Origin of the sequence: Streptomyces xanthophaeus, from assembly GCF_000725805.1 — a bacterium.
In the GTDB taxonomy this organism is placed as follows: Bacteria; Actinomycetota; Actinomycetes; order Streptomycetales; family Streptomycetaceae; genus Streptomyces; species Streptomyces xanthophaeus.
The window spans coordinates 140,234-166,647 of record NZ_KL647133.1 but is presented as its reverse complement, the minus strand read 5'-3'; the positions used below and the strand labels follow the sequence as shown (position 1 = coordinate 166,647).

The 26,414-nt window shown below is 71.9% G+C and carries 27 protein-coding genes; 8 read left to right on the top strand and 19 right to left on the bottom strand.

The window, feature by feature from the left end; all coding sequences use genetic code 11:
• Positions 1 to 28: 28 nt before the first annotated feature.
• From IO30_RS0133300 to IO30_RS0133245, 12 genes are all read right to left on the bottom strand, one after another.
• Positions 29 to 907: an amino acid ABC transporter permease gene (locus IO30_RS0133300; protein ID WP_031149310.1), complete on the bottom strand. Its 879-nt coding sequence runs from the start codon at positions 905 to 907 to the stop codon at positions 29 to 31.
• Positions 904 to 1,548: an amino acid ABC transporter permease gene (locus tag IO30_RS0133295; protein ID WP_031149308.1), complete on the bottom strand. Its 645-nt coding sequence runs from the start codon at positions 1,546 to 1,548 to the stop codon at positions 904 to 906. The genes IO30_RS0133300 and IO30_RS0133295 overlap by 4 nt, the downstream gene beginning before the upstream one ends.
• 16 nt (positions 1,549 to 1,564) lie before the next feature.
• Positions 1,565 to 2,470, bottom strand: a complete 906-nt coding sequence (locus tag IO30_RS0133290) for a glutamate ABC transporter substrate-binding protein (protein ID WP_031149306.1) — start codon at positions 2,468 to 2,470, stop codon at positions 1,565 to 1,567.
• Between the two features lie 12 nt (positions 2,471 to 2,482).
• Positions 2,483 to 3,226 (bottom strand): amino acid ABC transporter ATP-binding protein, encoded by a 744-nt coding sequence (locus IO30_RS0133285; RefSeq protein ID WP_031149304.1) that lies wholly within the window; start codon positions 3,224 to 3,226, stop codon positions 2,483 to 2,485.
• A gap of 113 nt (positions 3,227 to 3,339) precedes the next feature.
• The gene (locus IO30_RS0133280; protein WP_031149303.1) at positions 3,340 to 3,783 is read right to left on the bottom strand and encodes a DUF6278 family protein; all 444 of its coding nucleotides are present in this window, start codon (positions 3,781 to 3,783) and stop codon (positions 3,340 to 3,342) included.
• Positions 3,784 to 3,855: 72 nt separating this feature from the next.
• Positions 3,856 to 4,650 carry an exodeoxyribonuclease III gene (locus IO30_RS0133275; protein WP_031149302.1) on the bottom strand — a complete coding sequence of 265 codons (795 nt, stop codon included), beginning with the start codon at positions 4,648 to 4,650 and terminating at the stop codon, positions 3,856 to 3,858.
• A 30-nt stretch (positions 4,651 to 4,680) separates the two neighbouring features.
• Positions 4,681 to 5,313 carry an MBL fold metallo-hydrolase gene (locus tag IO30_RS0133270; RefSeq protein ID WP_031149300.1) on the bottom strand — a complete coding sequence of 211 codons (633 nt, stop codon included), beginning with the start codon at positions 5,311 to 5,313 and terminating at the stop codon, positions 4,681 to 4,683.
• A 28-nt stretch (positions 5,314 to 5,341) separates the two neighbouring features.
• A complete protein-coding gene (locus IO30_RS0133265; protein WP_031149298.1) occupies positions 5,342 to 5,932 on the bottom strand; it encodes a hypothetical protein in 591 nt (196 codons plus the stop codon).
• Positions 5,929 to 7,098, bottom strand: coding sequence for an ROK family glucokinase (locus IO30_RS0133260; protein ID WP_031149297.1), 1,170 nt, complete (start codon positions 7,096 to 7,098; stop codon positions 5,929 to 5,931). The genes IO30_RS0133265 and IO30_RS0133260 overlap by 4 nt, the downstream gene beginning before the upstream one ends.
• Positions 7,099 to 7,114: 16 nt before the next feature.
• Positions 7,115 to 7,978 carry an ATP-binding cassette domain-containing protein gene (locus tag IO30_RS0133255; RefSeq protein ID WP_031149295.1) on the bottom strand — a complete coding sequence of 288 codons (864 nt, stop codon included), beginning with the start codon at positions 7,976 to 7,978 and terminating at the stop codon, positions 7,115 to 7,117.
• On the bottom strand, positions 7,948 to 8,979 hold the full coding sequence (locus tag IO30_RS0133250) for an ABC transporter permease (protein WP_031149293.1): 1,032 nt from the start codon (positions 8,977 to 8,979) through the stop codon (positions 7,948 to 7,950). The genes IO30_RS0133255 and IO30_RS0133250 overlap by 31 nt, the downstream gene beginning before the upstream one ends.
• Positions 8,976 to 9,986, bottom strand: a complete 1,011-nt coding sequence (locus IO30_RS0133245; protein WP_051859166.1) for a sugar ABC transporter substrate-binding protein — start codon at positions 9,984 to 9,986, stop codon at positions 8,976 to 8,978. Before IO30_RS0133245 ends, IO30_RS0133250 begins: the two co-directional genes overlap by 4 nt.
• A 163-nt stretch (positions 9,987 to 10,149) precedes the next feature.
• Here IO30_RS0133245 and IO30_RS0133240 point away from each other — a divergent pair, with 163 nt between their 5' ends.
• On the top strand, positions 10,150 to 11,154 hold the full coding sequence (locus IO30_RS0133240) for a Gfo/Idh/MocA family protein (RefSeq protein WP_031149289.1): 1,005 nt from the start codon (positions 10,150 to 10,152) through the stop codon (positions 11,152 to 11,154).
• Positions 11,155 to 11,235: 81 nt separating this feature from the next.
• Here IO30_RS0133240 and IO30_RS0133235 read toward each other — a convergent pair whose 3' ends face one another.
• The 4 genes from IO30_RS0133235 to allB form a co-directional block, all read right to left on the bottom strand.
• Positions 11,236 to 12,159, bottom strand: coding sequence for a DMT family transporter (locus IO30_RS0133235; protein WP_031149288.1), 924 nt, complete (start codon positions 12,157 to 12,159; stop codon positions 11,236 to 11,238).
• 109 nt (positions 12,160 to 12,268) lie between these two features.
• Positions 12,269 to 12,886 carry a dihydrofolate reductase family protein gene (locus IO30_RS0133230; RefSeq protein WP_031149286.1) on the bottom strand — a complete coding sequence of 206 codons (618 nt, stop codon included), beginning with the start codon at positions 12,884 to 12,886 and terminating at the stop codon, positions 12,269 to 12,271.
• Between the two features lie 232 nt (positions 12,887 to 13,118).
• Entirely contained in the window at positions 13,119 to 14,237 is a 1,119-nt protein-coding gene (alc, locus tag IO30_RS0133225; RefSeq protein WP_031149284.1) for an allantoicase, read from the bottom strand.
• Between the two features lie 2 nt (positions 14,238 to 14,239).
• The gene (gene allB / locus IO30_RS0133220) at positions 14,240 to 15,574 is read right to left on the bottom strand and encodes an allantoinase AllB (RefSeq protein WP_373316519.1); all 1,335 of its coding nucleotides are present in this window, start codon (positions 15,572 to 15,574) and stop codon (positions 14,240 to 14,242) included.
• A 337-nt stretch (positions 15,575 to 15,911) separates the two neighbouring features.
• Between allB and IO30_RS0133215 the strand changes: the two genes are divergently transcribed.
• Positions 15,912 to 16,715, top strand: coding sequence for an IclR family transcriptional regulator (locus tag IO30_RS0133215; RefSeq protein WP_031149280.1), 804 nt, complete (start codon positions 15,912 to 15,914; stop codon positions 16,713 to 16,715).
• A gap of 101 nt (positions 16,716 to 16,816) precedes the next feature.
• A complete protein-coding gene (locus tag IO30_RS0133210) occupies positions 16,817 to 18,091 on the top strand; it encodes a hypothetical protein (RefSeq protein ID WP_031149278.1) in 1,275 nt (424 codons plus the stop codon).
• 11 nt (positions 18,092 to 18,102) lie between these two features.
• Here the strand turns inward: IO30_RS0133210 and IO30_RS0133205 are convergent, their stop codons facing one another.
• Both IO30_RS0133205 and IO30_RS0133200 read right to left on the bottom strand, forming a co-directional pair.
• Entirely contained in the window at positions 18,103 to 18,819 is a 717-nt protein-coding gene (locus IO30_RS0133205) for an ABC transporter ATP-binding protein (RefSeq protein ID WP_031149276.1), read from the bottom strand.
• The gene (locus tag IO30_RS0133200; RefSeq protein WP_031149274.1) at positions 18,816 to 19,910 is read right to left on the bottom strand and encodes an ABC transporter permease; all 1,095 of its coding nucleotides are present in this window, start codon (positions 19,908 to 19,910) and stop codon (positions 18,816 to 18,818) included. Before IO30_RS0133200 ends, IO30_RS0133205 begins: the two co-directional genes overlap by 4 nt.
• A gap of 134 nt (positions 19,911 to 20,044) precedes the next feature.
• On the opposite strand from IO30_RS0133200, the gene IO30_RS0133195 reads away from it, so the two are divergent.
• Together IO30_RS0133195 and IO30_RS0133190 are read left to right on the top strand one after the other, a co-directional pair.
• Positions 20,045 to 21,283, top strand: coding sequence for a sensor histidine kinase (locus tag IO30_RS0133195; protein WP_051859165.1), 1,239 nt, complete (start codon positions 20,045 to 20,047; stop codon positions 21,281 to 21,283).
• Complete coding sequence (locus IO30_RS0133190) at positions 21,280 to 21,909, top strand: response regulator (RefSeq protein ID WP_031149270.1); 630 nt, start codon at positions 21,280 to 21,282, stop codon at positions 21,907 to 21,909. Before IO30_RS0133195 ends, IO30_RS0133190 begins: the two co-directional genes overlap by 4 nt.
• Positions 21,910 to 21,948: 39 nt before the next feature.
• Here IO30_RS0133190 and yczR read toward each other — a convergent pair whose 3' ends face one another.
• The gene (gene yczR, locus IO30_RS0133185; protein ID WP_031149268.1) at positions 21,949 to 23,436 is read right to left on the bottom strand and encodes a MocR-like transcription factor YczR; all 1,488 of its coding nucleotides are present in this window, start codon (positions 23,434 to 23,436) and stop codon (positions 21,949 to 21,951) included.
• 88 nt (positions 23,437 to 23,524) lie between these two features.
• Here yczR and IO30_RS45705 point away from each other — a divergent pair, with 88 nt between their 5' ends.
• From IO30_RS45705 to aceB, 3 genes are all read left to right on the top strand, one after another.
• On the top strand, positions 23,525 to 23,701 hold the full coding sequence (locus tag IO30_RS45705; RefSeq protein ID WP_157853433.1) for a hypothetical protein: 177 nt from the start codon (positions 23,525 to 23,527) through the stop codon (positions 23,699 to 23,701).
• Positions 23,674 to 24,279: a nucleotidyltransferase family protein gene (locus IO30_RS0133180; protein ID WP_031149266.1), complete on the top strand. Its 606-nt coding sequence runs from the start codon at positions 23,674 to 23,676 to the stop codon at positions 24,277 to 24,279. The genes IO30_RS45705 and IO30_RS0133180 overlap by 28 nt, the downstream gene beginning before the upstream one ends.
• Before the next feature lie 273 nt (positions 24,280 to 24,552).
• Positions 24,553 to 26,172: a malate synthase A gene (gene aceB, locus IO30_RS0133175; RefSeq protein WP_031149264.1), complete on the top strand. Its 1,620-nt coding sequence runs from the start codon at positions 24,553 to 24,555 to the stop codon at positions 26,170 to 26,172.
• The last annotated feature ends 242 nt before the right edge of the window (positions 26,173 to 26,414 follow it).

Genomic DNA, 26,414 nt, shown 5'->3' with positions numbered 1-26,414 from the left:
TGCTGCCGGGCGGGGTGGCCCTTCGGCGCTACCTCCCCTGCAGCAGCGTCCCCGGATCGGTCCCGGCGACCTCGACCGCCCGGGTCTTGACGTTGCTCCGCTCCCGTCTGGCCACCCACGTGGCGAACCAGGAGAGCAGCATGCACATCCCGATGTAGATCGGAGAGATGATCATGACGACGGGGATGAAGGGCAGGTCGTAGTCCAGGTTGGAGGCGATCAGCTTGCCCGCGTGCAGGAACTCCTCGTAGGTGATCAGGAAGCCGAGCGAGGTGTCCTTCAGTGCCACCACCAGCTGGCTGATGATGGCGGGCAGCATCGCGCGCACGGCCTGCGGGGAAAGGACGTAGGTCATCACCTGCGTCTTGCGCATGCCCAGCGCGTACGCCGCCTCGCGCTGCCCCCGGTCCACGGAGTTGATGCCGGTGCGGAAGACCTCGGCCAGCACCGAGCCGTTGTACAGGGTCAGCCCGGCCACCAGGGCGGGCAGCGGCTGGACCTTCAGCGCGACGAAGATGAAGAAGATCATCACCAGCACCGGCATGGCCCGGAAGAACTCCACGCACAGGGTGGCCAGCCAGCGCAGCGGCCGGTGCACCGAGAGCCGGCCCGCGGCGAGCACCGCGCCCAGCACCACGGAGAGCACGGAGGCGTAGGCGAAGGCCTTCAGGGTGTTGCCCAGACCCCTGAGCAGCAGTTCCTGGATGCCCTTGTACGTGAAGGGGGTCCACTTGGCGGAGGTGAACTGGTCGGTGTCGAAGAGCAGGTAGACCAGCCAGGCGAGCAGGGCGACGATCACCACCGTCGAGGCGATGCCGTAGAAGAAGTGCCTGCGCCGGGCCAGCGGGCCGGGGATGTCGTAGAGGGCGGTCGACTCGGTGTCCCCCTGGAGCGCGTGAGCGGTCATCGGGCGACTCCGTAGCGCTTCTCCAGCACGTTGAAGAGCGCGCTGATGGACAGGGTGATGATCAGGTAGCCGACGGCGATCCAGACGAAGGTCCAGACGATGCTGTAGCCCAGCTCGTTGAGGGTCTTGTAGGTGCCCAGCAGCTCGTTGACGCTGAAGGCGCCGGCGATCGCGGAGTTCTTGGCCAGCGCGATCAGGGTGGAGCCGATGGGCGGGATCACGGAGCGGAAGGCCTGCGGGAGGACCACCGAGCCGAGCGTCTGGCCGAAGGACATGCCCAGGCTGCGGGCCGCCTCGCCCTGCCCCTTGGGGACGGTGTTGATGCCGGAGCGCAGCACCTCGCAGATGAAGGCGGAGGTGTAGCAGCCCAGCGCGAGGACGGCGAACACCTGGAAGGGCAGGACCAGCCCGAACCGGGGCAGGCCCAGCAGCACGGCGAAGAAGAGCAGGGTGAGCGGGGTGTTGCGCAGGATGGTGACCCAGACCGTGCCGAAGACCCGGAAGGAGCCGACGGGGGCGACCCGGAACGAGGCCATCAGGAAGCCGAGGACCAGGGCGAGCAGGGAGGAGTAGACGGTCAGTTCGACCGTGCCGAGGAAACCCTCCCCGTAGAGCGCGAAGTTCTCTGTCAGTACGTCCATGGCGGTGCCCTCTCCCTCAGCTCGCCGGGTAGCGGTCGATGGCGGGCGGCGTCGGGGCGGGCTCGCCGGACAGGCCGAGCGTGGCCTCGTAGGCCTTCTTCCAGTTGCCGTTCTTCTCCTGCGCCTCCAGGGCGTCGTCGAGTGCGAAGCGCAGGGCGTTGTCGCTGCGCGGTACGCCGATGCCGTAGGGCTCCTCGGAGAAGGGCTCGCCGACCACCTTGAGCTCCTCGGGGACCTTGGCCGCGTAGCCGAGCAGGATCGAGTCGTCGGTGGAGACGGCGTCGACCTGGTAGGTGAGCAGGTTGTCCACGCAGACGGAGTAGGTGTCGTAGGCGACGAGGACCGCCTTCGGGAACTCCTTCTGGAGGCGCTGGTACGGGGTGGAGCCGGCGGCGGAGCAGACCTTCTTGCCGGCGAGGTCCTCGGGGCCCTTGATGTCCTTCTCGTCCTTGCGGACCAGGAGGGACTGGCCGGCCATGAAGTAGGGCCCGGCGAAGCCGACCTGCTTCTTGCGGTTGTCGTTGATCGTGTAGGTGCCGACGTAGTAGTCGATCTGGCCGTTCTGCAGGGCCGTCTCGCGGTTGGCGGAGGCGATGGTCTTGAACTCGATCGTCTTGGGGTCGAAGCCCAGGGAGGCGGACATCATCTTGGCGATCTCGATGTCGAAGCCGGAGTAGCGGCCGCTCGCGGGGTCCTTCTCCCCCATGTACGGCTGGTCCTCCTTGGCGCCGACCACGAGGTGACCGCGGCGCTTGGCCTTCTCCCAGGTAGGCGAGTCGGGCAGTCGGAAGGCGGAGTCGACCTGGTAGACGGGCAGGTCCTCGGGCTGCGGCCCCTTGACCGGCGGGCTGCCGGGCTTGCCGCAGCCGGCCAGGGCGGCGAGGACGGCGAGGGTGAGGGCGAGGGCACGGACGGGGATCATCGGGCGGCCCCCTCAGTGCTTCAGGATCTTGGAGAGGAAGTCCTTGGCCCGGTCGCTCTCGGGGGCGGTGAAGAACTCCTCCGGGCTCCGGTCCTCGACGATCCTGCCGTCGGCCATGAACACGACGCGGTTGGCGGCGGAGCGCGCGAAGCCCATCTCGTGGGTGACCACGACCATGGTCATGCCCTCGCTGGCCAGCTGCTGCATGACCTCCAGCACCTCGTTGATCATTTCCGGGTCGAGCGCGGAAGTGGGCTCGTCGAAGAGCATCACCTTCGGGTTCATGGCGAGGGCCCGGGCGATGGCCACGCGCTGCTGCTGTCCGCCGGAGAGCTGGGCGGGGTACTTGGCGGCCTGGTCGGCGAGGCCCACGCGCTCCAGGAGTTCGCGCGAGCGCTGGTCCGCCTCGTCCCGCTTGCGGCCCCGGACCTTCATCTGGGCGAGGGAGACGTTGGCGAGGACGGTCTTGTGCGCGAAGAGGTTGAAGGACTGGAAGACCATCCCGACCTCGGCGCGCAGCTGGGCCAGTTCCTTGCCCTCCGCGGGCAGCGGCTTGCCGTCGAGCTTGATCGTCCCCGATTCGACGGTCTCCAGCCGGTTGATCGTCCGGCACAGGGTCGATTTCCCGGATCCGGAGGGGCCGATGATCACCACCACCTCCCCGCGGCCGACGGTGAGGTCGATGTCCCGGAGTACGTGCAACTCTCCGAAGTGCTTGTTCACGTCCCGCAGCTCGATCAACGGATCGACGGCCATGCGCTGCCCTGCCCACTTGTCGGTGTCGAGGTCCGCAAACTATCCAGCCGCCGAAGGGGACTTCAGCTCGACACGCCTAAAGGGGACATAAAGCTCATCTGGTCGTGCGGGATTCAGCCCTCGGAGGCCTCGGCATAGGCCTGGCTGAGCTCGGGGGACCCGGTCATCGCCCAGGAGACCCCCGATTCGATCACGTTCAGCTCCCGGCCCGAGGCCAGCCGGATCACCGGCTGGCCGTTCGGCCACACCTGCCACACGGCACCCTGAACGGTCCTGACGATCACGGTGCCCAGGTAGAAGCCCGCGTCGTTGCCCAGCCACGGCACCGCCTCGGGGTCCCGCCGCCAGCGGGGCATCAGCTGGTCGAGCTGCTCCAACGAGGCCGGGCTCTGGTCGAGTTCGAGCCCGGCCGACCTGGCCTGGTCGCGCAGCATCTCGCACTCCGCGAACAACTCGTTGACGCCGTCGGGGTCATCCGCGAGCGCCGCGGCGAGCCCCGCACCACCCTGTTCCGTTTCGTGCCGGTGGAGCCAGTTGCCCAGGAAAGGGATGTTCATACCGCCCAGCGTGGCACCAGGATCCCCGGCTGGCCACAGGGCGCGCCTGGATCGTTGCGGGCGGTCGTCTCCTCAGACGGTCTCGGCATCCAGGTCGAGGTCCACGACGACCGGGGCGTGGTCGGAGGCGCCCTTGCCCTTGCGCTCCTCGCGGTCCACGTAGGCGTCGGTGACGGCCTTGGTGAAGGGCTCGTTCCCGAAGACCAGGTCGATGCGCATCCCCTTGTTCTTCGGGAAGGCGAGCATCCGGTAGTCCCAGAAGGTGTAGGCGCGGTCGTACTTGAGCGCGCGGGGCAGCACCTCGGTGAGCCCGGCGGCGCGCAGCGCCTCCAGGGCGGCCCGCTCCTCGGGGGTCACGTGGGTGGCGCCCGCGAAGACGGCCGGGTCGTAGACGTCCTCGTCGGTCGGGGCCACGTTGAAGTCGCCGAGCACCGCGAAGGGCCGGGCGCCGGCCGCGTCCTCGGCGACCGCCGCCGTCAGGGAGCGGAACCAGTTCAGCTTGTACCCGTAGTGGTCGTGCGCGACCTCGCGGCCGTTGGGCACGTACACCGACCAGACGCGGACCCCGCCGCAGGTCGCGGAGATCGCCCGGGGCTCCTGGACCCCCTCGTAGTCCGGGCCGCCGGGCAGCCCCAGCACCACGTCGTCCAGGCCGACCTTGGAGAGCAGGGCCACCCCGTTCCACCGGCCGGTGGCATTGACGGCCGACTCATAGCCCAGCTCGCGCAGCTCGTCGTGCGGGAACTGCTCCGCGGAGCACTTGGTCTCCTGGATGCACAGGACGTCCGTGCCGGAGCTCTCCAGCCAGGCCAGCAGGCGCGGCAGCCGGGCGGTGATCGAGTTGACGTTGTACGTGGCGATACGCATGCGTCCCAACCTACCGCCCGGCACCGACAGTCACAGTTGCGTGCTGTCCCCGGCGGTGAGTCGTCCGTGGTCGGAGCCGCCGAGGGCGCCCAGGACCGTGTCGTAGACCGGCCTGGCGATGTCGGACAGGTACGCGTCGTGGACGTCGAAGGCGCGCCGCGGCTTGACCTCGCGGAGGTAGTCGATCACCTCGGAGACCTTGTTCCAGGGGGCGTGCACCGGGAGCATCAGGGTGTCGACCGGGGCGTCGGGCACGGTCAGCGCGTCGCCGGGGTGGAAGAGGGAACCGTCCACGAGGTAGCCGACATTGGTGATCCGCGGCAGGTCGGGGTGGATCACCGCGTGCAGTTCGCCGTGCACCTGCACCTCGAACCCGGCCGCGGTGAAGGTGTCCCCGTGGCCCACGGTGTGCACCCGGCCCGGGTAGGCGGGGGCGAGCCGGTCCGCGACGCTGCGCAGGGTCCACAGGGACGCCGCCGGGTTCGCGTCGAGCGCGGCCCGCAGCCGGCCCTCCTCGAAGTGGTCGGGGTGCTCGTGCGTGACCAGCAGGGCGTCCGCCCCCAGGCCCGCGTCCGGTTCGCTGAAGGCGCCCGGGTCGATGACGAGCGTGTGCCCGTCCTTCTCCAGCTGGACGCAGGAGTGCAGCCGCTTGGTGAACTTCATGATCCCAGGCTAGCGGCGGAACGGAACCTCAGGGGGTGGTCGAGGAGACCACGTAGACCTTGGAGACCTTGGGGTCCGTGAGGTCCACGGTGATGTCCCGGGTGGGCCGCGGGTCGTCCTGTTCGAGGGTGGTGCCGAGCCACTCGTCGTGGGTCTTCCAGTTCCAGCCCGCGACCGAGGTGTCGTGCGCGGAGATCGACACCCCGGGGGTCAGCTCCTCGCGGCTGGAGCCGACCGAGGTGAGGAAGGCGTCCAGCTCCGGCGGTGTGACCGCGAACTGGGTGTACAGCCGGCTGGTGCGCCAGTTGTTCGTCTCCAGGAAGCCGACCCGCCAGGCCTTGTCCGGGATCGGCACCTCGTAGATGCTGCGCTGCACCCGCGAAGGCCAGCCGGGGCGCACCTTGGTGGCGCCGACCTTGGCCGCCTTGTCGCGGCCGCTCTGGCGGCTCTGCTGCGCGGACACGGCGAGGTAGCCCGCGGGGACGCCGACCAGCAGCAGGATGATGATCGCGGTGATCCAGCGGCGCCGGACGACGTGCTTGCGGTCCTCGGCGGGCGGCGGCGGTACGGAGTCGCCGTCGGGTGCGGAGGCCTGGCGGGGCAGGGAAGGGGGCGTCACTGCTGTTCGTCGTCCTTGGATTCCGTGGGGGCCGCGGCGATGCGCCGGCCCAGCTGCGCGTAGCGCTCGTACCGCTCCACCCGGCGACGGGTGGCCCGGCGGAAGCGGCGGGCGACGAGCCGCGAGAGGTCGGCGGCGCCGACCATCCCCGCCTCGGGGCCGAGCTGCGCCTTGGCGATGCGGGCCTCGGGCCGGTAGCCGCGGCCGGTGAGGTGGCGGCGGAAGGCGTCCCGGGCGGGGCCGATCAGCAGGTCGTCGGCAGCGCTGACGCCGCCGCCGATGACGAAGCAGGACGGGTCGAGGGCGGCGGCGAGGTTGGCGATGCCGACGCCGAGCCACTGGCCGATGTCCTGGAGCAGTTCGACGCACATGGCGTCGCCCTCGCGGGCCAGCTCGGTGATCAGCGGGCCGGTGATCTCGGAGACGTTGCCGCCGACCCGGGCGATGATGTTGTAGGCGACCGGGGAGTCGGCGGCGGCCAGTTCGCGGGCCTCGCGGACCAGGGCGTTGCCGGAGCTGTACTGCTCCCAGCAGCCGCGGTTGCCGCAGGGGCAGCGGTGACCGCCGGGGACGACCTGCATGTGGCCGAACTCGCCGGCCACGCCGTACCGGCCGCGCTTGACCTGGCCGCCTTCGAGGATGGCCCCGCCGATGCCGGTACCGAGGGTGATCATGACGAGGTGGTCCTCGCCGCGTCCGGCGCCGAAGCGCCATTCCGCCCAGGCTGCGGTGTTGGCATCGTTGTCGACCATGACCGGGACCGCGAGCCGGGACTGGAGGGCGTCGCGCAGCGGCTCGTCGCGCCAGGCCAGGTGGGGTGCGAACAGGACCCGGGAACGGTCCGCGTCGACCCAGCCGGCCGCGCCGATGCCCACGGCGTGCACGTCGTGCCGGTCGGAGAGGTCCAGCACCAGTTCGACGATGGTGTCCTCGACGACCTTGGGGCTCTTCGACTTGTCCGGGGTCTCGGTGCGGATCTTCTCCAGGATGACCCCGTCGGCGTCGACGACGCCCGCCATCACCTTGGTGCCGCCGATGTCGATGCCGACGGTCGGGACGCGCGGGGCGGTCAGGTGCGACCGGCGCTCACGGGTCCCGACGGTCCGCAGGACGGTGCCCCGCGCCGCGCCACGGTGGGCGAGCGCGAAATCCCGGTACGTGCTCATCGAGTCGGGCCGTCCCTCAAGGTGCGGTGGTGCCGGGCGGGGTGTCCGGGCCGGATGGAGTGCTCTCCGGCCCCGATTCTGCCACTCTCTCCAGTTCGTGGCTCAGTTCGTCGAGCTCCGAGCCGCCCGCCATCTGCCGGGTGAGCTCGTCCAGCGTGATCGAGTCGCGGGTGTGGCTGCCCGCCATCGTGCCGCGCTTGAGGAGCACGAAACGGTCCCCGACCAGGTAGGCGTGGTGCGGGTTGTGGGTGATCAGGACCACGCCGAGGCCCGCGTCGCGGGCGGCCGCGACGTACTTGAGGACCACCCCGGACTGCTTGACGCCGAGGGCCGCGGTGGGCTCGTCCAGGACGAGGACCTTCGCGCCGAAGTACACGGCGCGGGCGATGGCCACGCACTGCCGCTCGCCGCCGGACAGGGTGCCGATCGGCTGGTCGACGTCGCGCAGGTCGATGCCCATGCGCAGCAGTTCGGCGCGGGTCGTCTCGCGCATGAATGCCACGTCGAGGCGGCGCAGGGGGCCGCGGCCCCGGGTGGGTTCGGAGCCGAGGAAGAAGTTCCGCCAGACGGGCATCAGCGGGACCACGGCGAGGTCCTGGTAGACGGTGGCGATGCCGTGGTCGAGGGCCGCGCGCGGGTTGGCGAGCACGGTCTCCTCCCCCTCGATCTCGAAGGAGCCCGCGTCGTGCCGGTGCAGCCCTGCGATGATCTTGATGAGGGTGGACTTGCCGGCGCCGTTGTCACCGAGGACGCAGGTGATCTCCCCGGCGGAGACCTCCAGGGACACCCCCTGGAGGGCGCGGATGTTCCCGTAGTACTTGCTGACGTCGGTCAGCTTCACCAGCGCGGTCACTTCGCCTCCGCCCGCTTGCGGACCCATGCGTTGAGCAGCGTGGCCAGCAGGAGCATCGCACCGAGGAAGAACTTGAACCAGTCCGGGTTCCACTGGGCGTACACGATGCCGTTGCTGGTCATGCCGAAGATGAAGGCTCCGACGGCCGAGCCGATGGCGGAGCCGTAGCCGCCGGTCATCAGGCAGCCGCCGATGACGGCCGCGATGATGTACAGGAACTCGTTGCCGACGCCCTCGCCCGACTGGACCACGTCGAAGGAGAAGAGGATGTGCTGCCCGGAGATCCAGGCGCACAGGGCGACGCCCATGTAGAGCCCGATGCGGGTCTTCACGACGGGTACGCCGGTCGCGCGGGCCGCGTCGGCCCCGCCGCCCACGGCGAAGATCCAGTTCCCGGCGCGGGTGCGCAGCAGGATCCAGGTGGCCACGGCGACCAGGACGAACCACCACAGGATAGTGACCTTCAGGGTGACCGAGCCGATGTTCCACTGCGAGGCGAACAGGGCGCGGGCCGAGGAGAAGCCCTCCATGTCGGCGATCGACTTGGTGGAGACGGAGCCACTGATCAGCTTGGTGAAGCCGAGGTTCAGGCCGGTCAGCATCAGGAAGGTGCCGAGCGTGATGATGAAGCTCGGCAGCTTGGTGCGGGTCAGCATGAACCCGTTGAAGAAGCCGATCGCCAGGGTGACCAGCAGGGACACCAGGACGCCGACCCAGACGTTGGCGGTCATCTGGTAGCTGAACATCGAGCTGAACAGCGCCGAGGTGGTGACCATGACGCCGGCGGAGAGGTCGAACTCGCCGCCGATCATCAGCAGGGCCACCGGGACCGCCATGATCCCGATGGTGGAGGCCGAATACAGGACCGTGCTCAGGCTGGACGCCTGCAGGAAGCTGTCGGCGGCGAAGGAGAAGAAGACGAACACGGCCGCGGCGCCGACCACGGCGCCCAGCTCCGGACGGCCCAGCAGTCTGCGCACCAGCGAGGTGGGCGCCAGCCGTTCGTCCACGGCGGCGGACGCGCTCATCGGCTGCCCCGCTTGATGAACTCCTCCAGCTCGGCCGCCTGGTCCGCGGTGACGATCTGCGGTCCGGTGAGGACCGGGCGGCCGCCGCCGAGCACGTCCGCGTTGTAGCGGTAGAGCCAGAGCAGGTCGACGGCCTCGTAACCCTGCAGGTAGGGCTGCTGGTCCACGGCGAAGCCGAGGGCGCCGGACTTCAGGTCGCGGGCCACCGACTCGTTGAGGTCGAAGGTGTCCACCTCGGCCTTGCTGCCCGCCGCGTCCTTGGCCTTGACGGCGGTCGGGGCGAAGGGGGCGCCGAGGGTGAGGATCGCGTCGACGGAGGGGTCGGCCTGGAGCTTCGCCTGGAGGGCGGCCTGGACGGAGGGCATGTTGGTGCCCTCGACGTACAGGTTCTCCATCGTGCCGGAGAAGGTCTTCTTCGCTCCGGCGCAGCGCTGCTCGTGGCCCACGTTGCCCTGTTCGTGCAGGACGCAGACGGCCTTCTTGCGGCCGCGCTTGTTCAGCTCGGTGCCGACCGCCTCGCCGGCGATCTCCTCGTCCTGGCCGATGTGGGTGAGGGCCCCGTACGCGGCGGACTGGGCGGATCCGGAGTTCACGGTGACCACCGGGATGCCGGCCTTGACGGCCTTGCCGATGACGTCCTTGAGGGCCTCCGGCTTGGCGAGGCTCACGATGATCCCGTCGACCTTCTGGTCGATGGCGTTCTGCACGAACTGCGCCTGCTGCTGTGCCTGGTCGTCGTGGGCGTAGACGAAGTTGATGTTGTCCTTCGCGGCCGCTTCCTTGGCGCCCTTCTGGACGATGTCCCAGAAGGTGTCGCCGTCGCCCGCGTGGGTGACCATCGCGAAGGTCCAGCGCGGGGTGGACACGGCCGGCCGGCCCGCCTCGGCGGCCTTCGCCCGCTCCTCGGCGCGCTTGCCGCCCGTGCTGCTGCAGCCCACGAGCGAGGCTCCCAGCACCGCCGCGAGGACGGCGCCCACGACGCGCACCCCTGTCCGAACCCTAGCCACGTCGCCGCGCCCTTCCCTCGTCCGTCTCGTCCGTCATCTCGTCCGTCATGATTCGGTCATTCCGGTTCCAGCCGCCCAGTATCCGCCACAGTGGACCATGAAGGGTCATCGGGGCGTGCCCGGGCAGATTGACAGGTCCCCCGTACGGGGTCACGTTGAGTGCATGCGCATCGGGCTCATCGGGACGGGACGGATCGGCTCGTTCCATGCGGCGGCCCTGGCCCGCCGTCCGGACGCGGGCTCGCTCCTGCTCGCCGACGCCGACCCCGCGCGGGCGGCCCGGCTGGCCGACCGGCTCGGGGCGACCGCCGCGCCCTCCGTGGAACAGGTCTTCACCTGGGGCGTGGACGCGGTGGTGGTGGCCTGCGCCACCGCCGGGCACGCGGAGCTGGTGGTACGGGCGGTGCGCGGCGGGCTGCCGGTGTTCTGCGAGAAGCCCGTGGCCCCGGACCTGGCCCGCACCCTTGCGGTGCTGCGCGAGGTGAGCGCGCTGGGCGGGGTGCTCCAGCTGGGCTTCATGCGCCGCTTCGACGCGGGCTTCGCCACCGCCCGGGATCTGGTCCGCTCCGGCGCCCTGGGCCGGCTGCACACCATCCGCACGATGACGGCGGATCCGGCGCCGCCGGACGCCTCGTACCTGGCCGGATCCGGCGGTCTCTTCCGGGACTGCATGGTGCACGACTTCGACATGGTCCGCTGGGTGACCGGGCACGAGGTGACCGAGGTCTACGCGGCCGGGTCCGATGCGGGGCCCCCGCAGTTCCGCGAGACCGGTGACGTGGACACGGCCGCGGCGGTGCTGACCCTGGACGACGGGACGCTCGTCAGCTCCACCGGCACCCGGTGCAACGGCGCCGGGTACGACGTGCGGATGGAGCTGGCCGGGGAGCTGGACCAGGTCTCCGCCGGGCTGGACGACCGTACGCCCATCGCCTCGACGGAACCGCACGGCCCGCCGCCCGCGACCAAGCCGTGGACCGGCTTCCTGGAGCGGTTCGGCCCGGCCTACGAGGCGGAGCTGGCGGCCTTCGTCCGGCTGGTGCGCGGCGAAGGGCCCAACCTCTGCGAGGGCGTCGAGGCGCTCGCCGCACTCCGGGTCGCGGAGGCGTGCGAGCTGTCGCGCCGGGAGCGGCGCCGGGTACGGCTGGAGGAGCTCCCGGACCTGTGACCAGGCCCGTGTGTGGGCGGGCATGGAGGCCACAGTACGACGGGCGGATCATGCTCCGGGGGGCCTGATCCGGACAATCGTTCAGCCCGCCGCGCGCCGCCCCCACGCGGTGCCCGCGAGGACCAGGGCCGCCCCGGCGAATCCGGTGACGCCGAGGTGCTCGCCGCCGATGGCGATGCCCGCGGCGGCCGCCCACAGCGGTTCGGTGCCGAGCAGCAGGCTGACGCGGGAGGGCGAGGTGCGCCGTACGGCCCACATCTGCACGAAGAAGGCGAAGAGGGTGCAGAAGACGGAGAGGAAGACCAGACCGGCCCATTCGGCGGGCCCGAAGTCGGCGGCCGCGGCCCAGGGGGTGTCGCCGGTGCCCGGTACGGCGGCCAGTACGGCGAAGACGAGGACGGCGCCGCCGAGCTGCACCGTGGTCAGGGAGAGCGAGTCGGCGTCCTGGACGGACTTGATCCGCGCCATCAGCAGCACGTGCAGGGTCCGGGCGAGCGCCGCGCCGAGGATGAGCAGGTCACCGAGCCCGGGGGCGGTGAAGCCCCCGCCCTGGGTGAGCAGGACGACCCCGGCGACGGAGACGGCCGCGGCGCCGAGGAAGGCGGCCGGGGGTGCCTCGCGCCGGAGGGCGGCCTCGGCGAGCGGGGTGAAGATCATGGTGAGGCTGATGATCAGCCCGGCGTTGGTGGCGGAGGTGTGCACCACCCCGTAGGTCTCCAGCAGGAAGATCCCGCCTAGTACGCCGCCCAGCAGACCCGCCCCGCGCAGCTGGGCGGGGGTCAGCACGCGCAGCCGCTGCCAGCCGGTGGCCACCAGGACGGGCAGCACCAGCGCGAAGCGCAGGACGAGCACCGCGATCACGGTGTGGGTGGTGGTGATGCCCTTCGCCGCGAGGTAGCTGCCGCCCCAGACGACGGCCACGGCCAGGACGGGCAGGTCGGCGGTCCAGGTCCGGCGGGGGGCGGTGGGTCCTGCTGGGGCGAGGGCGGGCGAGGCGGTGGTCACCGGGTCTCCAACGGCTGTGACGGAGTGGAGGCTTCGGCGGCTCGCACGGGTGCGCGCCCACGCTATCCGAGCCGATCATGCAGGTCGACCGCTTTACGGTCCGGGCCGGTCAGTCCCCGAAGGTGCCGAACTCGGCGCGGCCCTTCACCCGGTAGGTGTGCAGGGCCGTACCGCTGCCGGTGGTGCGCGAGGTCGTGAGCTCGAAGGCCGTCGGCAGCCCTCCCGTCGAGAACAGCTTGCGGCCGGCCCCCAGGAACACGGGGAAGACCAGCAGGTTCAGCTCGTCCACCAGGTCCCGGGCCAGCAGCCACTGCGCCAGCGCCCCGCTGCCGTGCACCTGGAGCTCGCCGTCGAGCGCGTCCTTGACCCGGACGATCTCGCTCTGGAGGTTCTCCCCGTCGATCACGGTGGTCCCGGCCCAGGACGGCTCCTTCAGGGTGGTCGAGGCCACGTACTTGGGGAGCCGGTTGAGGCGGCCCGCGACGGGGTCGGCCGGGTCGTCGTGCTGCGGCCAGTACCCCGCGAAGATCTCGTAGGTGCGGCGCCCGAGCAGGAAGGCTCCGGCCCGGTCGAAGACCTCTGTGACGAACTCCCCCATGCCCTCGTCGGCGAACGGCACGACCCAGCCCCCGTACTCGAACCCGCCGGTGGTGTCCTCCTGCGGCCCGCCGGGGCCCTGCATCACGCCGTCGAGGGTGAGGAAGGTGGTGAGGGTCAGCTTGCCCATGGCTCTGCACTCCTTGTTCGGTGGTGCGTCCTGGCGGATCGCGCACTCAGGGGTTCAGACTCGCGGCGGGCCGCGAACTCATCGGTGCGGCGCGCGAGGACACCGGGCCGCATTCCTGCCGGCGTAGCCCTGGCGGCGGGTACGCCGCAGGGGCGCACCCTGTGGGTGCGCCCCTGCGGGCCGTGCGCGCCCCGGGGGTGTCGGCCCCCGGGTGCGGGTCAGTTCCTGGGCGTCAGCCGCCCAGCTCCTGGTGGCGGGCGGTGTGCGCGGCCGTACCGGTCTCCGTCAGGGAGCCGTACAGGCGCAGGCGGGAGAAGCCGCCGTCCGGGAAGATGTCGATCCGGACGTGGGTGCCGACCGCCGGGGCGTCGAGCACGAAGCGGTGGTTGGTGTCGGGCTGCAGGCGGGTGCGCGGCAGGAACTCCGTCCACTCGCCCTCCTCGCCCGTCTTGACGGACAGCGAGGCCCAGCCGGCCGAGTTGCCCTTGAGGTAGGCGGTGTCGATCTCGACGGCGCGGATCTCGGACTCGGCGACGAGCTGGTAGCGGATCCAGTCGTTGCCGTTGTCGCGGCGGCGGGCGGTCTCCCAGCCGTCGTCCATCTTGCGGGAGCGGCCCGGGTTGATGGTGTTGGTCGGCGGCGAGTAGAAGCGGTTGGAGGCGTCCTCCACCGAGCCGCCGTTCTCCAGCGCCACGACGTCGAAGGTGCCCAGGGTGGCGAGCCACTGCGGGTCCGGTACGACCTCGCCGTACACGCGCAGGCGGGCGATGCCGCCGTCGGGGTGCTGGTTGACGCGCAGGTGGGTGAAGCGCTGCTCGGCGGTGACCTCGAAGCCGTTGGCCGCGTGGCCGCCGACCGCGGTGCGCGGGACGAGGGTGGTCCACTTGACGTCCTCGCCGAGGAGCTCCTCCGGGGTGGGCGCGAGCGCGCCTTCCCAGTTGGTGCCCTCGATGGAGACGGCCTGCGGCATGTTGCCGCGGAAGTGGGCGGTGTCGACGACGATGCCGCGGATCACGCCGGGCGCGCCGAGGCGCACCAGGGCGTAGTCGTGGTCCTCGGGGGTCGGCCAGGGCTGGGTGGCGGAGACGCCACGGCGGCGGCGGGTCTCCCAGCCGTCCATGATCTTGCCCTTGTGGCCGAAGTGCTCGGGGTCGAAGTGCGCGGCCTCGGCGATGAGCAGGTTCTCGCGCTGGGCGAAGAACTCGTCGTTGGCGAAGGTGACACCGGCGCCCAGCTCACGGGCGGCGAGGTTCGCGTACTGGGTGAACGGGAAGTCCGCGGTGCGGTAGTCCGCGTACGGGTCGCCGCCTCCGTACGGGTTCGCGTTACCGGTGAAAGAAGGAATCGCCACTGTCAGTTCTGCCTTTCGAGGAGGAGGCCCGTGGGCTCGGTCGGGGTGCCGTGGTCGGCGATCTGCGTACCGCGCAGCCAGGTGGACTTCACGACGCCGTGCAGGGTCTTGCCCGCGTACGCCGTGATCCGGTTGCGGTGGTGCAGTTCCGCGGGGTCCACGGTGAAGGTCTCTTCGGGTGCGAGGACCGCGAAGTCGGCGTCGCGGCCGGGCTCGATCGCGCCCTTCTGCGCGAGGCCCGCGAGTGCTGCCGGGGCGCTCGACATCCAGCGGACGACGTCCTCCAGGGAGCGTCCGCGGCGCCGCGCCTCGGTCCAGATCGCCGGGAGTCCCAGCTGGAGGGAGGAGATGCCGCCCCACGCGGTGGCGAAGTCGCCGGTCTTCAGGTCCGCCGTGGAGGGCGAGTGGTCGGAGACGATGCAGTCGATCGTGCCGTCGGCGAGCGCGTCCCAGAGCAGGTCCTGGTTGGCGGCCTCGCGGATGGGCGGGCAGCACTTGAACTCGGTGGCGCCGTCCGGGACTTCCTCGGCGGTGAGGGTGAGGAAGTGGGGGCAGGACTCGACGGTGATCTGCACGCCCTCGGCCTTGGCGGCAGCGATCAGCGGCAGCGCGTCGGAGGAGGACAGGTGCAGGACGTGGACGCGCGCGTTCAGCCGCTTCGCCTGGTCGATCAGGTTCTGGATCGCGGTGTTCTCCGCGTCCTTGGGGCGGGAGGCCAGGAAGTCCGCGTACTTGGGGCCCGGGTTCTGCGGGGCCGACTCCAGGTGGTGCGGGTCCTCGGCGTGCACGATCAGCAGGCCTCCGAAGCCGGTGATCTCCGCGAGGGAGGTGGCCAGCTGCTCCTGGTCGAGCTCGGGGAACTCGTCCACGCCCGAGGGCGACAGGAAGCACTTGAAGCCGTAGACGCCCGCGTCGTGCAGGGAGCGCAGGTCCTTGACGTTGTCCGGGAGGGCGCCGCCCCAGAAGCCGACGTCCACGTGCGCCTTGGCGCGGGCTACCTCCTGCTTGACGCGCAGGTTGGCGGTCGTGGTGGTGGGCGGCAGGGAGTTCAGCGGCATGTCGAGGATCGTGGTGATGCCTCCGGCCGCGGCGGCGCGGGTGGCCGTCCAGAACCCTTCCCACTCGGTGCGGCCCGGGTCGTTCACGTGGACGTGGGTGTCGACCAGGCCGGGGAGCAGGACGTCGTCGCCGAAGTCCTCCAGCCGGGCTCCGGCCGGTACCTCGGCCTCGTACGCCAGCACGGCCGTGATCTTCCCGCCGGCGACGGCCACCGAGGCGGCGCGCGTCCCCTCGGGGGTGATGACGCGCGTCGAGCGCAGTACCAGTTCCACAGCCACGTCGGACACCGGAACCTCCCCATCTACTTCCACAGAGCGAAATTCAACGTTCTGTTGACGGAGTCTTCACGCCGATGCGGGAGCAGTCAAGAGCGCCCGGACGGACCGCTGACACACCCGCACCGCAATTGGATGTTTCCACAGGATGGAATTAAGATTTCGCTATACAGAATGTAGCTACCACCACCTGGGGTGGGGCGGGTAACTTCCCGAGGACGTCCGCCACCCGGACAAACCGCCTCTGACCGGCGGGGACGGCAATCGCCCCGGCTCTAGGGCCGGCGCCGACCGACCGGTAGGCTGCTTCCTTGCCTGCCAGCACCGAAAGGACCGCGCCGTGCCGACGTCCAGCGCCAGCACCACCGACGCTTCCGCCAAGCCCACCGCCGCCAGCGGTGGCGTTCAGTCCCTCGAGCGCGCCTTCGATCTGCTCGAACGCATGGCCGATGCCGGGGGCGAGGTCGGCCTCAGTGAGCTCTCCGCCGCCAGCGGTCTGCCGCTGCCGACCATCCACCGCCTCATGCGCACCCTCGTGGCATGCGGCTACGTCCGCCAGCAGCCCAACCGACGGTACTCCCTCGGACCGCGCCTGATCCGCCTCGGCGAGTCCGCGTCGCGCCTCCTGGGCACCTGGGCCCGGCCCTACCTCGCCCGCCTGGTCGAGGAGACCGGCGAGACGGCGAACATGGCCCTGCTCGACGGGGACGAGATCGTCTACGTCGCACAGGTGCCGTCCAAGCATTCCATGCGCATGTTCACCGAGGTCGGCCGCCGGGTGCTCCCGCACTCCACCGGCGTGGGCAAGGCCCTCCTCGCCTACACCCCTGCCGACGAGGTACGGGCCCTGCTGGCCCGCACGGGGATGCCCGCGGCGACCGAGAAGACCATCACCACGCCCGAGGGCTTCCTGGATGCCCTGGAGCAGGTCCGCAAGACCGGCTACGCCGTCGACGACAACGAGCAGGAAATAGGAGTCCGCTGCCTGGCGGTCTCGGTGCCGAACTCGCCGACCGCCGCGGCCATCTCCATCTCCGGCCCGGCGGGCCGGGTCACCGAGCAGGTGGCGGAGTCCTTCGTGCCGATCCTGCAGGGCGTCGCGGCCGAGCTGTCGGTGGCCCTGTCCAACCAGAACCCGGCCTGACCGACACCACCCGCCTGGCAGGCGCAGCAGCACCCGAAGGCCCCGCCGCCCCTCGGCAACGACGGGCGACGGGGCCTTCGCGAAGTGAGTACGGTCTGCTCATGCAGAACATCGCGGTGGAGCAGCAGCGGGGGCACGTCCTCCTCATAGCCGGGGACGCCGCCGTGCGACGGCGCACCGTGCAGGTCGCGCCGAGCGCCAACCTGGCCGCGCTGGGCGTGGTGCCCGTCGCGATGCTGCTGGGCAGCGAGGTCCCCAGCGACACCACGTACCTCGACGGGGCCCGCGACCCCAACACCGTGCTGATGCGGCTGCGCACCGCCGCGGCCACGCCCGGCCCGCTGCTGGTCTACCTCTCGGGCCGGCTCAGCGTCGACCGCCGCAGCCGCCGCCTGCACCTGTGCCTCGCCGGGACCACTCCGGCCAGCGTCCGCTACACGGGGCTGCCCTGGGAGTGGCTGGGCGCCGAGCTGCGCGGCCGTCCCGCCGGGCTGACCACGGTGCTCCTCGACCTCGCCGCGGACAAGGCCGCCTGGCCGCTGCTCCAGGAGTACGGCAGCCTGCCCGCCTCGCCCTCCGCCGAGGTCTACGGGGTGGTCGCGCCGCCAGGCTTCGCGGGCGCCGGCGAGGGGGTCAGCGGCTACACCCGGGAGTGGATCAACCAGCTCCGCAGCAGCCCCGGGCGGCCCGCCAACCTCCAGCTGCACGCCTTCGCGGTGGGCTCCGCCGCCCTCCCGCCCGGCGCACTGGTCCTGCCCACCACCCGCGAGCTGGAGGCGGCAGGGGGCCGGGAAGCCGTACGGGAGCCCGTACGGGAGCCTGCGGGCGCGTCCGGGCCCGTACCGCCCGCCGCGGTCCCACAGGCCGCGCAGGGGCCCGTACCGCCGCCGCGCCCCGGCCACGCGCCCGGCCACGCACCCGGCGCCTCCCCCGGTCAGGCGCCCGGGCAGGACCCGCGGCCGCACATCCACGCCCTGGCCACCGCCGGACGGCACCTGGAGGCGGCCACCCTCGCCCAGGCCTGGGAGCAGCACGTCCTGCAGGCGTACGGGTACACCTCGGCGGAGGCCACCCAGTGGGCGGAGATCCGGGCCGACCTGGCGCGGATGGCGGGCAACTTCCGGCTCGCGACCCAGCTGTGGACCAGCGCCGGGCGCGCACGGCTGGCCCACCAGCCCCCGGACGCCCCCGAGGTGAAGGGCGCCGCCGCGGGCGCCCTCTACTGCTGGACCCAGCTCAAGGACCAGGCGGCGGCCGTGGAAGCCGGTCCGGAACTCATCAGCCTGCTGCGCGCCCTGCCCTCGCTCGACCCCCGCCACCTGGAACTGGCACGGCAGCGGCTCGAACTCCTCAGCCGCACCCCGATCGGACGCTGAGGCCCGCGCTGCTACGGCGCCGGGACCCGGGCCGGGCCGGGGACCCGGGCCGGGTCCGCCGCGTGGGTCAGGCGGCCGTCGGCCATCGTCGCGGTGCGGTCCATCCGTTCCAGGTGGGTGTGGTCGTGGGTGACCAGCACCGTGGCGGTGGAGCGTTCCCGGGTCAGGGTGACCAGCAGGTCCAGCACGGCGGCGCCGCGCTCGTGGTCCAGCGCGCTCGTCGGCTCGTCGACCAGCAGCACGGCGGGCTCGTTCATCAGGGCGCGGGCGATGTTGATCCGCTGGCGCTGGCCGCCGGAGAGCTGGTGGGGCCGCCGGTCCGCCTTGTCGGCCAGACCCACCGCGTCCAGCAGCTCCAGGGCCCGGCGGCGCAGCTGCCGGGAGGGGCGGCCGGAGAGGTGCGCCATGACCTGGAGCTGTTCGGCGGCGGTGAGCGAGGCCAGCAGGTTGGGCTGCTGGAAGACGATGCCGATCTTCTCCCGGCGCAGGGCCGACTTCTGCGCCGCACCGAGCCGGGCCGTGTCCTGGCCCGCGACCACGACCCGGCCGGAGTCGGGGGTGACCAGGGTGGCGGCGACGGCGAGCAGGCTGGACTTGCCCGATCCGGAGGGCCCGATCACCGCCGTGAGGGTGCCCGCGGGGACCTCCAGGCAGACCTCGTCGAGGGCGGTGAGGCGCCCGTCGCCGTCCGGGTAGGTGAGCGTGACGTCATGGACGATCAGGGTCATCGGGCGCTCCCGAGGGCGGTCAGCGGGTCGACGGCGGTGATCCGCCGGACGGAGAGGGCGGCGCCCAGCGCGCCGAGCAGGATCATGACCCCGGCGGGGACCAGCACGGTGGCGGCGTCGAGCACGAAGGGCACGTCCCCGCCGCTGATCAGCGCGCCGGAGGCGACGGCGAGGGCCGTGCCGAGTCCGGTGCCGACGGCGAGCATGACCACGGCCTGGCCGAGGGCGTCCCGCAGGAGGTACGGGGTGGAGGCACCCAGTGCCTTCAGGACGGCGATGTCCCCGCTGCGCTGGATGGTCCACACCGTGAAGAAGGCCCCTATGACCAGGGCCGAGATGGCGAAGAGAAAGCCGCGCATCAGCTGGAGCGAGCCGTTCTCGGCCTGGTAGGAGCCTATGGCGCCCAGGGCCTCGTCCACGGTCTGCGCCTTCGTGCCGGCGGCCCCGTCCCCGGCGGCCAGGTCCATGCCGTCGCCGGACAGGGCGATGACGGTGGCCAGGGTCTCCAGGGAGGTGCCGGGGTTGCCGATGCGCTGCCAGTCGAGGAGGTCCATCCAGACGACCGGGGTGTGGCTGTAGGAGGCGGTGCCGGAGACCGCGGCCACGGACAGTTCCAGCGAGCCGATCTTGACCTTGGCTCCCGCGGAGAGGCCGCCGAGCTCCTCGGCCGCCTTCTCGGTGAGCACCACCCGGCCCTGGCCCAGGCCGCTGCCGCGCGGCCCGGGCTTGCCGGGGCCGTCCCCGGGCTCCACGCCGAAGACGGACACGGCGGCGGTGCGCTCGCCCGAGACGGCGTTGGTGGTGCGGATGCCCACCGGCTCGGCGCTGCGCACCCCGCGCTGCGCCCGCCAGGCCTGCCAGGCGCTCTCGGGCACCTGGGAGTTGGTGAAGGAGACCTTCTGGTCGCCGCCGGGCGCGGCGAAGGCCAGGTGCGAGGCGGGCAGCCCCGTGACGGCCGAGATGTTCTCCCTGGCCAGCCCGGACGTGAGCCCGGACAGCAGGCCGACCAGCAGCGTGATCAGCAGGACGACGGAGCCCATGAGGGCGAACCGGCCCTTCGCGAACCGTAGATCTCTCCATGCGACGAACATGTTCCCCACCCTGGTCCTCCGTGCGGGCACAAGGCATCGCGCCACGGTAGCGATCCTCGTATCGAAGGGAGCATCCGGACATCAAACTTTTGGTTGACCGGGGCCGGCCGGCCCCCACTTACGCTGGTCGGGCCATGGCTTCCCCCGATCCCCGCTCCGCGCGCGCCCTCACCCCCGTGTCGAAGGTGCTGCGCCTGTGTCTGCACGCACTGCTCTTCGGCCTGCTCGCCCTCGCCGCCGGGCGGGCCGTCACCGCTTCCGCCCCCCGCTGCGAAGGGGTGGTCGCGGTGTGCGCGGTGATGGCCGCCGTGTACGTCATCGGCGTACGGACCCCCGCCGTGCACGGTTCGCCGCGCGCCGGGGCGGTCTGGCTGGCCGCTCTCGGGGCGGCCTGGGCGGGGCTGCTCGTCCTGTCCCCCGACGGGCTGTGGATCGCCTTCCCGCTGTACTTCCTGGAGCTGCACCTGCTGCGGCTGCGCTGGGGGGTCGCGGCCGTCGCGGTGACCGCCTGCGCGGCGATCGGCGGGTTCCTCCTGCACAGCGGTCCGCCGACCCCGGGGGCCTTCCTGGGCCCGCTGCTCGGCGGGGCCGTGGCGGTGGCGACCGTGCTGGGCTACCAGGCGCTGTACCGGGAGAGCGAACGCCGCCGCCAGCTGATCGAGGAGCTCATCGCCACCCGGGCGGAACTGGCGGCGGCCGAGCGGGGCGCGGGCATCCTGGCCGAGCGCGAACGCCTCGCCCGGGAGATCCACGACACCCTGGCCCAGGGCCTGTCGTCCATCCAGCTGCTGCTGCGGGCCGCCGAGCGGACGCTGCCCGCCGGGGCCCCCGCGGCCGAGCACATCGGCCGGGCCCGGCAGGCCGCCCAGGACAACCTGGCCGAGGCGCGCCGTTTCGTCCGGGCCCTCGCTCCGCCGGACCTGGAGCACGGCTCGCTGGCCGCCGCGCTGGAGCGGCTGTGCACGGGGGTGCCCGGGCCGCGGGTCCGGTTCTCGCTGAGCGGCACCCCGCGGGTGCTGCCCACCCCGTACGAGGTGGCCCTGCTGCGGATCGCCCAGTCGGCGCTGGCCAATGTCGTGCGGCACGCGCGGGCCGGGCGCGCCGAGATCACCCTGACGTTCATGGACTCCTCGGTCACGCTGGACGTGGTGGACGACGGGCGGGGCTTCGACCCCTCCAGCGCCCCCTCGGGCGGGGGCGGCTTCGGGCTGCCCGCGATGCGTTCGCGCGCCGAGACGCTGGGCGGGCTGTTCACCGTCGAGTCCGACCCCGGCCAGGGCACCGCCGTGGCCGTCACCCTGCCGCTCCCGGCGGACGCGGATGCCGCGCCGCTCCCCGGACCGGGCCCGGACCCCGTGGAGGCTCCCCGATGACGATCCGGCTGCTGCTGGCCGACGACCACCCGGTCGTCCGGGCCGGGCTGCGCGCGGTGCTGGACACCGAACCGGACTTCACGGTGGCCGCGGAGGCCGCGACCGCCGAACGGGCCGTGGAGCTGGCGGCCGCCGAGCCGGTGGACGTGGTCCTGATGGATCTCCAGTTCGGCCCGGGCATGCACGGCTCCGAGGCGACGGCGCTGATCACGGCCCGCCCGGGCGCTCCCCGGGTGCTGGTCCTGACCACGTACGACACGGACGCGGACATCCTGGCGGCGGTCGAGGCGGGTGCCTCGGGGTACCTGTTGAAGGACGCCCCGCCGGAGGAGCTGGCCGCCGCGGTGCGCACCGCGGCGGCGGGTCAGTCGGCGCTGGCCCCGGCGGTGGCGCTGCGGCTGATGGACCGGATGCGGACCCCTGCGGAGGCGCTGACGAAGCGGGAGCTGGAGGTGCTCCAGCTGGTCGCCGACGGTCTGTCGAACCAGCAGATCTCCAAGAGGCTCTTCCTCAGCCAGGCCACGGTCAAGTCCCACCTGGTCCACATCTACGCCAAGCTCGGCGTCGACTCGCGCACCTCGGCGGTCGCGGCGGCCGGCAGCCGCCGCCTGATCCGTACGCCCTGAGTCCGCGACGGGGCGCCCGGGGGCGCCGCCCGCGGCCGGCTACGCGACCCAGTGCGGCCGGTCCACCGCCGAAGGCAGGGGCACTCCGTCGTGGAAGGCGCTCGCGAGGCGGCGTACGCCCTCGTCCAGCTGCTGGGCGGACAGCGTGTACGGGATGCGCAGCCGGTGCTCGAAGGTGCCCGGGTCCACTCCGAAGCGGGCGCCGCGGCCGATGTGGACCCCGGCCGCCGCGGCCCGCTCGGACAGGGCGGAGCTGACCGGTTCGCCGAGGTCGACCCAGAGCGAGAGGCCGCCCGGCGGGAGCTGCCAGGACCATTCCGGGGTGTGCCGCTGGAGCGACTGCACCAGGGCCTCGCGCTGGATCCGCAGCTGGGCGAGGCGCACCGGCAGGTGCCGGTCGAGGCCCGCGAGCAGCGGGAGCGCGACGAGCTGGTCGAGGACCGAGCCGCACATGTCGGCCGCGACCCGGACCGCCGTCAGCTCGTTGATCATCTTCTCGGTGGCCCGGATCCAGCCGACCCGCAGTCCGCCCCAGTGGGTCTTGCTGAGGGAGCCGATGGTGACGACGTGGTCGGCGCCGCCGCGCGGGGCGAGCGAGGCCAGCGGCGGGGGCGCGGGGACGTCGAGGGCGATGTCGGAGATGGTCTCGTCGACCACCAGCCAGGTCCCGGTGCGCCGTGTCGCGGCCAGCAGCCGCAGCCGCTGCTCCTGCGGCATGAGCGCGCCCGTGGGGTTGTGGAAGTCGGGGATCGTGTAGGCCAGCCTCGGCACGGTCTGGCGCAGCGTGGACTCGGCTATCTCCATGTCCCAGCCCGCGTCGGACACGGCGATGGAGCCGGTTCGCAGCCGTGCGTGGCGCAGCGCGTCGAGGGCGTTGGCGTAGGTGGGGCTCTCGGTGACCACCCGGTCCCCCGGCCCGCAGAGCAGGCTGACCACGAGCGCGAAGGCCTGCTGGGCCCCGGCCGTGACCAGGATCTGCTCGGGGCGGGTGGGCAGGCCGCGCCGGGTGAAGCGGTCGGCCACGGCCGTGCGCAGGTCGGGCAGGCCGAAGGGGTGGTAGCCGGGGGTACGGGCGGCCGCGGGGAGCCGGGGGGCGGCCCAGGCGAGGGCTTCGGCCAGGGTGCCGTCCGGGGCGCCCATGGCGGCGATGGCGAGGTCGATGCCGGGATCGCCGTCGGCGCTGTAGCCGCCCGCCCCGACGAGGGAGTGGGCGCCGACGGGGCCGTGGCCGTCGGGGAGTTCGGTCCAGGTGCCGGCGCCGCGCCTGCTGCGGACGTAGCCGCTCTCGCGCAGCAGGTCGTAAGCGGCGGTCACGGTGGCCCGGCTGGCTCCGACGGCCTCGGCGAGTTCGCGCTCGGCGGGCAGCCGTACGTGCAGGGCGATCCGGCCGTCGAGGATCAGGGTGCGGACGGAGTCGGCGAGGGCCCGGTAGCCGGGGCGGGCCCGCACGTCGGCGGGCAGCAGGGCCGCGAGCTGACGGCTGCCGATGGTTCTGTCCGCCGTCTGGACCACTCGCCCGTTCGCCATGCCAACCTCCCCTGATTGGCTCTGACGTCCAGGCCAATCGAGGTCCAGACTCGCCGTATTGGCCCCCGATTGGCAAGGAGTCCCCGCGATGTTGACCGACCGTGACGAGCGCGCACTGCTGAGCGCCTCCGAGAACCGGATCTGCGAGCCGCTGCGGATCGGGGCCGCGCTGGCCTCCGTGCGCCGGACCCTGTCGGGGCGTGCACGGCGGTCCGGGAAGGAGCGAGAATCGGTGACATGTCCACCCACACCGGTCCGCCAGTGATCGCGGGCCTCCTGCTGGCCGCCGGTGGCGGCCGTCGCCTCGGCGGCCGCCCCAAGGCCCTGCTGCCCTACCGCGGGCGCCCGCTCGTCGAGAACGCCGTGCGCGTGCTGCGCGAGGCGGGCTGCGGGCCCGTGCACGTGGTGCTCGGGGCCTCGGCGGCGGAGGTCCGCGAGCGGGCCGACCTGAGCGGGTGCGTGGTGAGCGACAACCCGGACTGGGCGCAGGGCATGGGCTCGTCCCTGCGGGTGGGCCTCGCCTCCCTGGCCGGTACAGGCGCGGGCGCGGCTCTGGTCTCGCTGGTGGACCAGCCGGGCATCGGCGCGGCCGCCGTGGCCCGGGTGCGGGAGGCGTACCGCTCGCCGGCGTCCCTGGTGGCGGCGGCCTACGACGGGGAGCGCGGGCATCCCGTGCTGTTCGGCGCGGACCGCTGGGCGGACATCGCCGCGACGGCGACCGGCGACAAGGGCGCGCGGGTGCACCTGGCGCGGCACGAGGACGAACTGGTCCTGGTGGAGTGCGGGGACATAGCGGAGGCCTTCGACATCGACACCCCGCCCGACCTGGCACGACTGGCTTGAGTGGACCTCCGGCCGGCCTTGAGCAGGGGGTGACGACGGTGGCACTGAGGGCCACGAGGAAGTGGAATCTGTCGACTCAGAGAATCTCGACATCAACAAACCATTGAACTTCCACCATGAGGAAATTACTATCCACTGGTCAGAAGCGCCCTGAACCAAGAACGGCGCCCGCGACCGTATTCCGGAACTCTCCACACCCGACGGCACTGCGTGCCGTCTCGCGCGAGCATTCCCCCGCGGCCGCCAGGCACCGCCGCTGAAGGAGTGACAGTTATGTCCGCACCAGCGCCGTCTCCGCTGGCCATCGTCGACGCCGAGCCCCTGCCCCGGCAGGACGAGGTCCTCACCGGACCGGCCCTCGCCTTCGTGGCCGAGCTCCACCGGCGGTTCGCCCCCCGCCGCGCCGAGCTGCTCGCCCGCCGCGGCGAGCGACGCGCCGAGATCGCCCGGACCTCCACCCTCGACTTCCTCCCGGACACCGCACAGGTCCGCGAGGGCGACTGGAAGGTGGCCCCGGCCCCGGCGGCGCTGAACGACCGCCGCGTGGAGATCACCGGCCCGACGGACCGCAAGATGACCATCAACGCCCTGAACTCGGGCGCCAAGGTCTGGCTCGCCGACTTCGAGGACGCCTCGGCCCCCACCTGGGAGAACGTCGTCCTCGGCCAGCTCAACCTGATCGACGCCTACGAGCGCCGCATCGACTTCACCGACTCCCGGACGGGCAAGGCCTACGCCCTGCGGCCCGCCGAGGAGCTGGCGACCGTCGTCATGCGGCCGCGCGGCTGGCACCTCCAGGAGCGCCACCTCCGGTTCGAGGGCGGCCCGGCCTCCGGCTCGCTGGTCGACTTCGGCCTGTACTTCTTCCACAACGCGCAGCGCCTGATCGACCTCGGCAAGGGCCCGTACTTCTACCTGCCGAAGACGGAGTCGCACCTCGAGGCGCGCCTGTGGAACGACATCTTCGTCTTCGCCCAGGACTACGTCGGCATCCCGCAGGGCACCGTCCGCGCGACCGTCCTGATCGAGACGATCACGGCCGCGTACGAGATGGACGAGATCCTTTTCGAGCTCAAGGACCACGCGGCGGGCCTGAACGCCGGCCGCTGGGACTACCTCTTCTCCATCGTGAAGAACTTCCGTGACGGCGGCGAGAAGTTCGTGCTGCCGGACCGCAACGCGGTCACGATGACCGCCCCGTTCATGCGGGCGTACACCGAACTGCTGGTCCGCACCTGCCACAAGCGCGGCGCGCACGCCATCGGCGGCATGGCGGCCTTCATCCCGTCCCGCAAGGACGCCGAGGTCAACAAGGTCGCCTTCGAGAAGGTCAAGGCGGACAAGGACCGCGAGGCCGGCGACGGCTTCGACGGCTCCTGGGTCGCCCACCCCGACCTGGTCCCGATCGCGATGGCCTCCTTCGACGCGGTGCTCGGCGAGAAGCCGAACCAGAAGGACCGTCTGCGCGAGGACGTCTCGGTGGCCCCGGGCGAGCTCATCGCCATCGACTCCCTCGACGCGAAGCCCACCTACGAGGGCCTGGTCAACGCGGTCCAGGTCGGCATCCGTTACATCGAGGCCTGGCTGCGCGGCCTCGGCGCCGTCGGCATCTTCGGCCTGATGGAGGACGCCGCCACGGCCGAGATCTCGCGCTCGCAGATCTGGCAGTGGATCAACGCCGGCGTGGTCTTCGAGAACGGCCGCCAGGCCACCGCCGAGCTGACCCGCGAGATCGCCGCCCAGGAACTGGCCGCGCTGCGCACCGAGGTCGGCGAGGAGGCCTTCGCCTCCGGCAAGTGGCAGCAGGCCCACGACCTCCTCCTCCAGGTCGCGCTGGACGCGGACTACGCGGACTTCCTCACCCTGCCCGCGTACGACCAGCTGACCGGCTGACACTTGAGGTTCGGCTGAACGCACAGCAGCCGAAATCAGCGCCTCCGCCCCCGTTGCCCTTGTGGCAGCGGGGGCGGAGGCGTTTCCAGCCAACCGAGGAGCCGAACGACCGGTCGGTCGTTACCCCATCGTAATCTGCGGCTACCTAGCGGTAACAAGAGGCGGCGTGTCACCTTTCCGATTGCCACCGGCCGGCGGTGCCCCCACTTTCCCAGCCACGCAATGGAGTTGTACCTGGCTTC

What these genes read in the sequence shown, in the direction of transcription:
- IO30_RS0133300 (WP_031149310.1), bottom strand. Translation starts at nt 907, where the DNA reads ATGACCGCTCACGCGCTCCAGGGGGACACCGAGTCGACCGCCCTCTAC.
- IO30_RS0133295 (WP_031149308.1), bottom strand. Translation starts at nt 1,548, where the DNA reads ATGGACGTACTGACAGAGAACTTCGCGCTCTACGGGGAGGGTTTCCTC.
- IO30_RS0133290 (WP_031149306.1), bottom strand. Translation starts at nt 2,470, where the DNA reads ATGATCCCCGTCCGTGCCCTCGCCCTCACCCTCGCCGTCCTCGCCGCC.
- IO30_RS0133285 (WP_031149304.1), bottom strand. Translation starts at nt 3,226, where the DNA reads ATGGCCGTCGATCCGTTGATCGAGCTGCGGGACGTGAACAAGCACTTC.
- IO30_RS0133280 (WP_031149303.1), bottom strand. Translation starts at nt 3,783, where the DNA reads ATGAACATCCCTTTCCTGGGCAACTGGCTCCACCGGCACGAAACGGAA.
- IO30_RS0133275 (WP_031149302.1), bottom strand. Translation starts at nt 4,650, where the DNA reads ATGCGTATCGCCACGTACAACGTCAACTCGATCACCGCCCGGCTGCCG.
- IO30_RS0133270 (WP_031149300.1), bottom strand. Translation starts at nt 5,313, where the DNA reads ATGAAGTTCACCAAGCGGCTGCACTCCTGCGTCCAGCTGGAGAAGGAC.
- IO30_RS0133260 (WP_031149297.1), bottom strand. Translation starts at nt 7,098, where the DNA reads ATGAGCACGTACCGGGATTTCGCGCTCGCCCACCGTGGCGCGGCGCGG.
- IO30_RS0133255 (WP_031149295.1), bottom strand. Translation starts at nt 7,978, where the DNA reads ATGGGTCCGCAAGCGGGCGGAGGCGAAGTGACCGCGCTGGTGAAGCTG.
- IO30_RS0133250 (WP_031149293.1), bottom strand. Translation starts at nt 8,979, where the DNA reads ATGAGCGCGTCCGCCGCCGTGGACGAACGGCTGGCGCCCACCTCGCTG.
- IO30_RS0133240 (WP_031149289.1), top strand. Translation starts at nt 10,150, where the DNA reads ATGCGCATCGGGCTCATCGGGACGGGACGGATCGGCTCGTTCCATGCG.
- IO30_RS0133230 (WP_031149286.1), bottom strand. Translation starts at nt 12,886, where the DNA reads ATGGGCAAGCTGACCCTCACCACCTTCCTCACCCTCGACGGCGTGATG.
- IO30_RS0133210 (WP_031149278.1), top strand. Translation starts at nt 16,817, where the DNA reads ATGCAGAACATCGCGGTGGAGCAGCAGCGGGGGCACGTCCTCCTCATA.
- IO30_RS0133205 (WP_031149276.1), bottom strand. Translation starts at nt 18,819, where the DNA reads ATGACCCTGATCGTCCATGACGTCACGCTCACCTACCCGGACGGCGAC.
- IO30_RS0133200 (WP_031149274.1), bottom strand. Translation starts at nt 19,910, where the DNA reads ATGTTCGTCGCATGGAGAGATCTACGGTTCGCGAAGGGCCGGTTCGCC.
- IO30_RS0133195 (WP_051859165.1), top strand. Translation starts at nt 20,045, where the DNA reads ATGGCTTCCCCCGATCCCCGCTCCGCGCGCGCCCTCACCCCCGTGTCG.
- IO30_RS0133190 (WP_031149270.1), top strand. Translation starts at nt 21,280, where the DNA reads ATGACGATCCGGCTGCTGCTGGCCGACGACCACCCGGTCGTCCGGGCC.
- yczR (WP_031149268.1), bottom strand. Translation starts at nt 23,436, where the DNA reads ATGGCGAACGGGCGAGTGGTCCAGACGGCGGACAGAACCATCGGCAGC.
- IO30_RS45705 (WP_157853433.1), top strand. Translation starts at nt 23,525, where the DNA reads ATGTTGACCGACCGTGACGAGCGCGCACTGCTGAGCGCCTCCGAGAAC.
- IO30_RS0133180 (WP_031149266.1), top strand. Translation starts at nt 23,674, where the DNA reads ATGTCCACCCACACCGGTCCGCCAGTGATCGCGGGCCTCCTGCTGGCC.
- aceB (WP_031149264.1), top strand. Translation starts at nt 24,553, where the DNA reads ATGTCCGCACCAGCGCCGTCTCCGCTGGCCATCGTCGACGCCGAGCCC.